This window comes from Candidatus Binatia bacterium (genome assembly GCA_029243485.1).
Lineage (GTDB): Bacteria > Desulfobacterota > Binatia > UBA12015 > UBA12015 > VGTG01.
On record JAQWRY010000019.1, the window covers coordinates 1 to 9,924 of the forward strand.

Sequence of the window (9,924 nt, forward strand, 5' to 3'; positions counted from 1 at the left end):
CCAAACTCGAGGAGTGGGAGAACTTCTACAACGACCACCGTCCGCACGGCGCGTTTCGCGGCGGAACGCCGTACGAAGCGCTTCGAGAGAAGCTACGCAGCAACAGATCGAAGGTGTCTCACGCTACTTGACACATCACAGTCGATGGTTCGTATCGATACCCCGGACCCCGGGGCTGCAGGCGGGCAGCCCTGGCGGTTCCACGTCTGAGGCATGACCCCTCTGTCGGCTCGGGCGAGGAAGTCGCTCCGAGGCCCTACGGTCCGACCGCCTTGAACCTGGTCGCGTCGTTTTCCAGGACGAATGGCAGCGAGCTCTGCCAGCAATTGCGGCTCGCGCCGTCGTCGATGATGAGCTGAACGGTCACGGGTGGAGTGAGGGGCAGGGAGGGGAGGTTCAGGAAGTCTCCCTGGCCTTTCACCAGGACACTCGAGCGACCCTGGCCTCCTTCCCGGAGGCCGATCTTGCCGACGCCGCGGGAGGTGGCTCCACTCTTGTTCTTGAGCTTGTAGCCCTTGCTCTTGGTGCGCCAGCAGTCCTTGCCGTTGCACTGGCCACCGCTTGCGAAGTTCATCGCGGTGATTGGTTGGGCCAAGGCCGAGCCGTCGTAGAGACACACGCTCACGTACCGTCCGAACGACGCGGGATCGAGGAAGTCGGCCGTGGACGTCGCGTCGCCTTTGCGGAGCTTCCAGGACAGGGAGGGCTTCTTCTTGTCAGCGAGGGTGAGGTTTGCGGCGAGGGGTGCGCTCGAACGGCAGCCCACGTCCGGGGTGGGCGCGCAGAGCACACCGGCCGGATCGGGATCGGTAACCTTGTAGAACTGCTTCCCGGCGGCCACGTAGAGTGTGCCGGGAGCGCCGACGATCGGCCCCGCGTCGAAGCCGCCCGGGACCAGCATCTGCCACTTGATGTCACTCCCGCCCGACCCGTCCCCGTCGCCTTCGAACGCGAACAGGGTCTCGGCGAACGCGACGTAGACAGTGCCATCGGCACCGATCGCGGCTTGGTTGTTGATGTACTGGCTGTTGTCGGTGTGCTCGTGACTCCAGAGAACGCTGCCGTCGGCCGGATCGAGCGCATAGAAGTGACTGGAGCCCGTCTTCGAAGCTCCGATGTACAGCGTCCCGTCGGCCGCGAGAGCGGGTGCTGATTTCATCTCTTCCTTGCTCGCGTCGGCGAGGGGGAAGGGGGGCAGGAACGGCGCCGGCCAGAGCTCCGCTCCGGTGGCCGTGTCGAGGGCCCACACGCCGTCCTTGGACACGAAGTAGACGGCCGAGCCGTCTGCCGAAACGACCGGGCTGAAGTTGGGCGTCCGACTCCCGAAGCCCGAAGAGGCGATCGTGCGGCGCCACAGCTCATCGCCGTCTGCCGTATCGATCGCAATCGCCTCCGTCTTGATCGACACGAACACGATGGACTCGTCTGGGGTCAACGCCGGCGCAATGTTCTTGAGGCTCCCGCCCAGAACGACCTTCCCATCCTGGACGTTCGGGCCGTCGGGCCATTTCGGCAGACAGTCGGGTGTCATGGCGTAGAACCAACCCGCGCCCAACGCCTCGGAACCCATGTACACTGTCCCGTCCGACGCGATGGTCGGAGACGTCGTGACGTCTCCGTCGTGTGGGACGTGGAAGGTGCAGTGGATCTCTCCGGCGACGTCGCCTGGTCCGGCGCCGGTTTCGGTGGCCCACAAGTTGTTGTCGCGTGTTCCCTGATACACGCGGCCGTCGTCGGAGACCGCAGGCTGTGAGCGATCGGCGAGCCCGACTTTCGCCTGCCCGGCCACCGGCGCCACGTTCGGGGACCAGAGCTCGAGGCCCGTGTCGGGATCGAGTGCGGTCAAGGGCCGTTTTCCGTTCGGCACGTATACGATTCCGTCGGCGTCGACGACGCCGGTGGCTAGAAACCGCGAATCGCCGTTGAACTCCCAGATGAGGTGCGGAACCGGGCCCTGCGGACCGTTGACCGTCGCCCGGCCGGAATTCTGTGCGTCGTGTTGGAACATGGGCCACGCTCCAACGTCCGGTCCGGCGTGTACGGGTTGGACCGAAGCGGCGAGCGCCATCCAGACCGTCAGCACAACGGCAATTCCGAGGATCATGTTTCTCATTTCGACTGGGCCTCCACGGCGCAGATTGCCGGCGATGCAAGTCCTCCTCGTCGGCAGGGCCACGCCGGAGGAAGTGGATCAGACGCGCGGGCGGGTCAACTCTTCGCCAACGAACTGTTTCTCACGGTGCACTCGGCGGCCGCAGTCGCGCAAGGGAAAGAATGGCTCAGGCCAAATCGCACAGCGACGAGAAGCGGCGCTATGGGGTGTGCTGGGTGCAGCGCCGCGTAGGATGCACCTCGGTAGTGGTTCGGCGTGCCGCTACTGGCTACCGCGCCCATCCGCGCTAGGCAGCGAGGCGATATTTGTGATGCAGACCGCCAAGGATGGGGATCTCCTCGACTGATCTCGATCCCCGTCCTGCGACCCGGCCCGGTGGTCCAGCCGGAATCCGCTGGCCGATACCTTGGTGTGGCCGGGCTAGATTAAAGTGATCGCAGTAGCTTCGAAGAACCGCGTGGAGGTGCTTTTCGCCCAGGATCACGAAGGAATCGAGGCATTCGTTGCTCACGCTGCGAAGGAATCTCTCGCAGACGGCGTTCGCGTTCGGCGCTCTCGCCGGCGTCCGCCGCCGCTAAATGCGCCCTAGGAGGTGACGATAAGAAGGATGACAGGTCGATTTTCCCAGGTCGACGGGTAGCCGCCACCACGAAGCCTGGAGCGAGGTCCGGTTCTTGTGCGCGAGCCGCCGCGGCGTAACCGCGGGGCGGCGTACTTGAGTGCCATGCAAGCTGTTTGCGCGCCGGAGATGGCGTGGGTAATAGCCGCGCTTACATGGCTTCGTTGGTCGTGGGCGCCGAAGCGGGAGATGGCTTCGGAGGCGCACGGCGCCGCAGGATCCAGCCAGGAGTCCATCCGAGCCTCTTCCGTCCGATCCCGGTTTCGTCGAGCCAATCGAGCACACGTTCGCGGTAGGCGCGCGCGCGCTCCGGATGCAGAAGGGACACGTCGGTGAGTTCTTCGGGGTCCGCCTTCTTGTCGAACAACTTCTGACGGTTCAGATTCCCGCCCCAGAGGATGTAGTACCAGTCTCCTTCGCGCAGGTAGTACGCGTCGCCGCTGTACTTCTTGAACGGGGCAGGCAGGCGCGCGTCACCGGTTACGAACTGCCCGCCAATCATGCGCTCGCGCGGGCTCTCGTCCGTTCGGCCACGCACGATGGGACCGAGGTCGATTCCGGGCAGGTTACTCGGTGCCTTGGCCCCTGCGAAGTCGACGAGAGTCGGGAACAGGTCCACTGTCGAGACCAGATCATCCACGCGACGATCCCCAGGGAGGTGACCGGGCCAGCTGAAGATGAGGGGGGTTCGGAAGCCCAACTCGTGCATTGATGTCTTGCCGTGGCGGCCACCGAGGTGGGTGACCACGGCGCGGCTGGGCGGTTGCTCCCAGCCATTGTCGGAGAGGTAGACGATCAGTGTGTTCTCGCGGAGATCCTCGCTGTCGAGGAAGTCGAGAAGCTGTCCCACGACTGCATCTTCCCAGGTGCAGTTGGCGTAGTACCGACGGGCTCCGTCGACGAGGTCCTTCTCTCCGTATCGGTCGGAGAATTTCGCAGGCGCGTTGTGCGGGGCATGGGGAAGCTGGGGTGCGAACCAGAGGAAGAACGGACCCTCGCGAGGGGCGCGTAAGAACTCGAAGACCGGGTCGAGAGTTTTTCGACCGAGCTGCTTGCCGGCAAGGTTCCCGGTGTAGTGCGTCGACGCCTCTTGTAGGGTCGCCGTCATCCCGCCTGTGAACCCGGAATCGGCGTACGTTCCATCCCAGAGTTTGCCGGCCTGGAATGTGGCGTAGCCCGCGGCCGCGAGGACGCGAGGGAGGGTCGCGAACTCCGTCATGGGTTCGCCTCGGGTGCCGCTGGTGGAGCGATTGCGGCTGGCGATCTTCGTGGCGCGGATCTCGTATTGCTGCGGGTAGAGTCCGGTGAGGATCGAGCGCAGGGCGGGCCGGCAGACGCTCGCTGTATTGTATGTGTACGGGAAGAGCGTGCCGCTCTTCGCTAGCGTGTCGAGGTTCGGTGTCTCGACGATGCTCGATCCCATGAAGCCGTAGTAGGGCCATCCGTGATCGTCCCCGAGGATCAGCACGATGTTCGGTCGCTCGGTCGCCTCGGGAGACACGGCTTCTGCGTTCGTCGCCGATGTGAGAAGCGCACAGGCGATCCAGGTGAAGTACAGGACGTGACGTCTCATCGATGTTCCTTGTTGCACGCCCTTGCTCAGAATTGGAAGTAGATGAACTCGCCGCCGGCACCGCTCACCGCGACGACGAGCGCCAGCACCGCTCCTAGGATCAGGCCTTCCATGGCCGCGCCGGGGAGGCTGTCAAACGAGCTGCGCAGTTGGTCGAACCGGGGTCGGAGTTGCCGCTCGGCGAGATGGAGGGCGGCCGCGAGCGCGACGAGAAGGGCCTGCCATGTCGGCGGGGCACCGGCCCACGGGCCGGTGAAGATGGACTGAATCACAGTCGCCGCATCGCCGAAGGTCGCCGTGCGGAAGAAGATCCACAGGAAGGCGACGGCGTTGAAGCACAAGAAGATGCTCCCCGCGTCCCTCCAGGTCACCGGCGCTTCGGGATCCGTCTTGCCGCGCCGGGGGCGGTGGAGCGCCAGGAGCACCCCGTGAAAGGCACCCCAGAGCACGAAGTTCCAGCCGGCCCCGTGCCAGAGTCCGCCGAGAAGCATCGTCGCGAAGAGGTTTGCGCCGGTACGAACGGATCCCTGCCGATTCCCGCCAAGGGGAATGTAGAGGTAGTCGCGCAGCCAGCGCGACAAGGTCATGTGCCACCGTCGCCAGAACTCCGTGGGGTTCCGCGAGAGGTAGGGTTCCTCGAAGTTCAGCGGCAGGTGGAAGCCCAGCAGGTTTGCGATCCCGCGGGCCATGTCCGTGTAGCCCGAGAAGTCGAAGTAGATCTGAAAGGCGAAGGCGTAGGTGGCGATGAGGTGCGCAGGGCCCGATGCGATCCCCGGCGTACCGTAGATGAGGTCGACCATCGGAGAGAGCAAGAAGTCGCCGAGCACGACCTTCTTCAGCAGCCCGATCGCAATCAGCCACAATCCTCGACGACTGCGTTCGCGCGAGACCTCGCCGCCGCTTGCAAGCTGAGGCAGGAATTCGCTGCCACGCAGGATCGGCCCCGCGATGAGTTGCGGGAAGAAGCAGACGAATAGCGCGTAGCGGCCAAGGCGTGGAGGCGCGTCGATCTGTCCGCGATAGACGTCGACGTGCAGCGCGATGATCTGGAACGAATAGAACGAGATGCCAAGCGGGAGCAGTAGATGCGGCAGTGGGACTTCGGTGTTCCACAGGATCTGTGCGAACGGAGCTGCGATTCCCGCGAGGAAGTCGAGGTACTTGAAGCCCGCGAGAATGCCGATCGTGAAGACGATCGAGGCCGTGAGCCACCGTTTAGGGTGCGCGCTTCGCAGCATTCCTCTGAGCAGCGCGTAGTTGATGCCGATATCGGCAAGCAGGAGGAGGAGGTACGGCGGGAGCCACAGGAAGTAGAAGAGGAGGCTCGTCAGCAGCAGCCACGCGGCCCGCGAGCGATTCCCGAGCACCCGATGTCCGGCGAGGACGAGGCACAAAAAGACGGCGAACGAGAGAGTTGGGAACAGCATGGCTCGCTACCGTGCGGCGGGATTGCCGAGCACGTCCGGATCGGGGCGGAGCCGGTCCCAGTCGGGCTGGTTCTCGGCCCAGAGGACGAGTTGGGAGGCGATTCGGTGGGTCGGTCGGGACTTGGACCGCGAGGCGAGGTGGTCGTTGGCGTCTCGGAACGCGGCGTCCGGCAAGAGAGCGTGTAGATCGAGGAAATCGGCGTCGTTCCGGGCGGCGACGTCACGGATTCGGGCCATGGACGCCTGCACGCCCTCGCGGTTGTAGACACCGAGTTCGTTCAGCGCTTCGACGTTTGTCGGGGGGACGACGAGGAGTACGCGGGCGCCGCTAGCGCGCAATCGGCCAACCAGCGCATCGAGCACGGCCAGATTCGGATCGTCGGCCGGGAGGCCGGCGAGGATCCGTGCGAGCCGTTTCCGCGCGCCCGCTTCGGTTGGTCGTCCGGCGCGCGTCCGACTCCTGTGGTGGTAGGCCTTGATGCGTCGAGGGTAGCTCTGGTCGTTCGGTAGGCCGAGCGCGCGGAGCAGCGAACTGGCGGCGCGCCTCACTGCGTGCCGGAGTCGCACCTGCTCCCGTTGTAGGCTCCGCCAGGTCTCCAGCAGGCCGGAGTGCATCAGCGCGCGGGAGGTAATGATCTCGTCCGCCGAGATGCCCAGGCTGCGGAGCGGAAGCGCGAACACTTCGGGCCACCGGCTCGCAGGGAGAAGGCCCACCATTGAAGGCTGCTGCGCGTGCTGCCCTCGGCTGAACCATCCCAGATTGATGCCGACGATGAACCGGTCCGCGCCAAGACCTGCGAGCTTCTCGCTCAGGAAGTAGTGGGAGAACGCGGTGAGGCCCGGAGCGGACACGTTGACGACCCCCGGCGGTTCGGCATCCCCCATGTGCCGGTCTGCGAGTATCCGGCCGAGCTTCTTCGTGATGGAGCGGCCCTGGCTGGGCATGGACAGCGAGTCACCGAGGTAGACGACTCTCGGAGGGCCCGAATAGTCGCCCGCGCGTCCGAGGTAGTCGTGCACGGCGGAGACCACGTCCAGCTCCACCGTGCCGTACTTCTGTTCGCTTGAATCGAGGGCCGAGATGAGCAGCCAGCCCATCGCGAGAAACCCGCCGAAGGCGCTAAGGACCCCTACGAGAAATCGACCGAGCCCACCCGTCGGTGAGCTCCGGGACGGAGCGGCGCGCTGCGAGGAGGAAGACAACGGAAGAGAACAGAGTGCCGTTCCGTGTGCGCTCCTGTCAACGCGTCTGCGCATTGCAGGTCGTTGCGGCTCCATGTGGCCGCGGGCGACAATTACATGAGCGCCTCATAAGGAGCCTGCTGCTCCCACAACGCCGGATCTATCTCGTTCGCCATGGGACGATAGGGAGGACGACCGGCTTATTTGCTCAGGTCGCCGGGGCACAACGCCTATGTCGAACGTGACAACCAAACGGTGGGCTAGAGTTGGCTAAGTCAGTACGTATTGGAGTCTATCGAAGAAGTGCAGAGCTATGCCACACGGTGGCTCTGGTTTTACAATAATGAACGGCCAAGCAAGGCCAATGGTGGCTTGTCACCACAACACGTCCCGGCAGCAGCATGACTTCTACTTGTGGCGTCAGTTAAAAAAGTGATTACCGGATGGCAGTTCGCCAGGCAGGCTTCCCGTCGTATTTGATAGATAGCTCGCCTGCCATGAGGTATCGGCGAAGCCGCTAGGTGTGAGAATTCGAATGTTGACGAAACCCGCTGATTCGGCCATTTCCTGCAGGGCCTGCGCGTTGAACCCCCGCTATCTGTGGGCATGTCAAGAGCAACAGCTTGCTGAAAGGTCTAGCGCAGAAAAGGGGACGCAGTCCCGGGTTTTCCTTGGAAGATCATTGAATGTTATTTTTTTTGCCTTGTACTAAAATCACGCCTCCATTATTTGAGAAAAAAGGAGTCGATTGTAAAAAATGATCTGAGAATTCAAGTAATCTGCGCGCTCTCTCCTGAGAAAATAGATTAATTATATGGGGAGGAAAAAATATACTCGTCTTTGATTCTATTTCCACACCAGTATTTTCAAAATATGATTTCATTTTCTCTTCCGAGAACAAATGCTCCGGTCCGGCTTCTTCATGCCACATCGGGTTTATGTTCTGTAGAAGGTCAAATATCTTTCGAAAAGATGAATCGTTGTTCTCTTCCCCAAAATAAATCCCGCCCGGTTTTAGAATCCGCGCAATTTCCCTGCAGGCATCTTTTGGGTTCGGTAAATGATGAAGAACACCATAGAGTAAGACATAATCAAAACATTCGTTGATGAAGGGGAATTTTGTTGCGTCAGCCGTAAAAAATACAGCTTTTGCTTTATAGTTGTGGCTTTTATATCTATCAATCGCTTGACGGATCATTCGCTTGGAAATATCAAAAGCAACGATATTGATATCGAAATCCATCAATTTGAAGGTGCTTCTTCCCTGTGCACATCCAACATCTATGAGCCACTTTTTGGGAAGTATCATTTCGCGCCATTCATCAAAGGCGATTTTGTCAGCGGAAATCCAAAAAGGAGTTTGTTCGTAACTTAAATAGGTTTGCTCGTCACTATTGGCATACCAATCAAAATGTGTCTGCTGTTTATATTGAAGGGCATAGTCCGCCTGGCCGTCACTTTTTGTTTCTTCAAGATGGAGTTGTTTCAATTCTGTCGCATAACGACCCCAGAATTGTTGACGATCATCGCTGTAGGAAAGTTCGACGGGTAAAAAGTCCAATAGGTAATTTTCAATGGGATACCAATTTCTGCATTCATCGCACCAGACAACCCCATTAATTATTTCTTCATCTTTCGTTTCATCAAAACTAAGGTACGAAAGCTGTTTTGAGGACGGGCATGACGGGCACTGCATCCACTCGATAATATTGCCTCTCATAACTAACCTCAATTCATTATTTGATTCGCATTTTGATCATGTCAATTTCGCAGGGCGATAGGAAGCATAAACGGCTTATTTGCCCAGGTCGCCGGGTGGCGCCCCGCGAGATTTCCGGTGTGGTGCGTCGGTCGTTGCACGATTTCGCTGCGTGATCCGTGCCGCGCGGAGCTCGGATTGCTGGGGATGGAGGCCCGTAAGGATGGACCGAAGAGCGGGCCGGCAAACGCAGTCCGTGTTGTAGGCGTTGGGGAACACCGTGCCGTTCTTCGGCAGGGTGTCGAGGTGTGGGGTCTCGACGAGACTCGATTCCATGAAGCCGTAGAACGGCCAGCCGTGGTCGTCGCCAAGGATCACCACGATGTTGGGGCGGTTGGTGGGCGGCTTGGCGTCGGTCTCGGCATAGGCGGCGGACGCAAGCCGCGTAAGGACGATCGCCGAGAGGCGAGGGGTAGGGCGCTTCATCGAAGTTCCTTGTCGCATGGTGTCGCTCAGAATTGGAAGTAGATGAATTCGCCGCCCGCACCGCTCGCGGCAACTACCAACGCGATTACGGCGCCGAGCGCCAGCCCTTCGACCGCCGTGCCCGGCACGCTATCGAACGAGGCGCGTAGTCGGTCGAAGCGGGGTCGGAGTCGGCGCTCTCCGAGATGGAGGCCGGCCGCGAGCAGGACGAGAAGCGCCTGCCAGGTCGGCGGGGCGATGTTCCACTGGCCGGTGAAGATCGACTGGACCACGATGAGCGCATCACTGAAGTTCGCCGCGCGGAAGAAGATCCACAGGAAGGCAACCGCGTTGAAGCACAAGAAAACGTTGCCGACGTCCCTCCAGCCAAGCGCCGCCCCCTGGAAGCCGCCCAGGATGAACATGTTCGGGAAGCCGTGGACGTGGATGCCGTGCAGCGAGCGCATGCCGTCACTCCAGGCCTCGGAGAGTTTCACGCCGTTCGTGCCGGTGACGTCGAAGCCATTTCGGCTCGTCTGGTCCGTGCCCACCTCGAAGCCCGAGGCGTAGATGATGCAGTCGAGTTCGTACTCCTTGCCCGCGGCGACAACGCCCTTTTTTGTGACCCGCTCGACGCCCTTGCCGTTCGTGTCGACGAGGGTGGTTCCGGGCTCGTTGTAGGCCTGCAGGTACTCGTCGTGGAAGCACGGCCGCTTGCAGAGTTGGCGGTACCACGCCTGCAAATTCTGCGCGGTCTCCGGGTCCTCGACGACCGTACCCACGCGGCTGCGGATCTCGGTCATCTTCTCGTGGTCGGTATCTTCGAAGGCCGCCATCATGTTCCTG

Annotated in this window: 7 protein-coding genes and 1 pseudogene; 1 reads left to right on the forward strand and 7 read right to left on the reverse strand. The window is 61.5% G+C overall.

All coding sequences use genetic code 11. The features are described from left to right. Nucleotides 1–256: 256 nt before the first annotated feature. From P8R42_07010 to P8R42_07025, 4 genes are all read right to left on the reverse strand, one after another. Nucleotides 257–2,113, reverse strand: coding sequence for a PQQ-binding-like beta-propeller repeat protein (locus tag P8R42_07010; protein ID MDG2304394.1), 1,857 nt, complete (start codon nt 2,111–2,113; stop codon nt 257–259). Nucleotides 2,114–2,883: 770 nt separating this feature from the next. After that, nucleotides 2,884–4,305 carry a sulfatase-like hydrolase/transferase gene (locus tag P8R42_07015; protein MDG2304395.1) on the reverse strand — a complete coding sequence of 474 codons (1,422 nt, stop codon included), beginning with the start codon at nt 4,303–4,305 and terminating at the stop codon, nt 2,884–2,886. Nucleotides 4,306–4,331: 26 nt separating this feature from the next. After that, nucleotides 4,332–5,732: an MBOAT family O-acyltransferase gene (locus P8R42_07020; GenBank protein MDG2304396.1), complete on the reverse strand. Its 1,401-nt coding sequence runs from the start codon at nt 5,730–5,732 to the stop codon at nt 4,332–4,334. A 6-nt stretch (nt 5,733–5,738) separates the two neighbouring features. After that, a complete protein-coding gene (locus tag P8R42_07025) occupies nt 5,739–6,935 on the reverse strand; it encodes an SGNH/GDSL hydrolase family protein (GenBank protein ID MDG2304397.1) in 1,197 nt (398 codons plus the stop codon). Nucleotides 6,936–7,139: 204 nt separating this feature from the next. Here P8R42_07025 and P8R42_07030 point away from each other — a divergent pair. Beyond that, nucleotides 7,140–7,319, forward strand: a pseudogene (locus P8R42_07030) (integrase core domain-containing protein). Nucleotides 7,320–7,593: 274 nt separating this feature from the next. Here P8R42_07030 and P8R42_07035 read toward each other — a convergent pair. The 3 genes from P8R42_07035 to P8R42_07045 all read right to left on the reverse strand — a co-directional run. Then, entirely contained in the window at nt 7,594–8,634 is a 1,041-nt protein-coding gene (locus tag P8R42_07035; GenBank protein ID MDG2304398.1) for a class I SAM-dependent methyltransferase, read from the reverse strand. A gap of 75 nt (nt 8,635–8,709) precedes the next feature. After that, nucleotides 8,710–9,099: a sulfatase-like hydrolase/transferase gene (locus tag P8R42_07040; protein ID MDG2304399.1), complete on the reverse strand. Its 390-nt coding sequence runs from the start codon at nt 9,097–9,099 to the stop codon at nt 8,710–8,712. Nucleotides 9,100–9,125: 26 nt separating this feature from the next. After that, a partial coding sequence (locus tag P8R42_07045) for a hypothetical protein (GenBank protein ID MDG2304400.1) occupies nt 9,126–9,924 on the reverse strand: 799 nt, incomplete at its 5' end.

What these genes read in the sequence shown, in the direction of transcription:
- P8R42_07010 (MDG2304394.1), bottom strand. Translation starts at nt 2,113, where the DNA reads ATGAGAAACATGATCCTCGGAATTGCCGTTGTGCTGACGGTCTGGATG.
- P8R42_07015 (MDG2304395.1), bottom strand. Translation starts at nt 4,305, where the DNA reads ATGAGACGTCACGTCCTGTACTTCACCTGGATCGCCTGTGCGCTTCTC.
- P8R42_07020 (MDG2304396.1), bottom strand. Translation starts at nt 5,732, where the DNA reads ATGCTGTTCCCAACTCTCTCGTTCGCCGTCTTTTTGTGCCTCGTCCTC.
- P8R42_07035 (MDG2304398.1), bottom strand. Translation starts at nt 8,634, where the DNA reads ATGAGAGGCAATATTATCGAGTGGATGCAGTGCCCGTCATGCCCGTCC.
- P8R42_07040 (MDG2304399.1), bottom strand. Translation starts at nt 9,099, where the DNA reads ATGAAGCGCCCTACCCCTCGCCTCTCGGCGATCGTCCTTACGCGGCTT.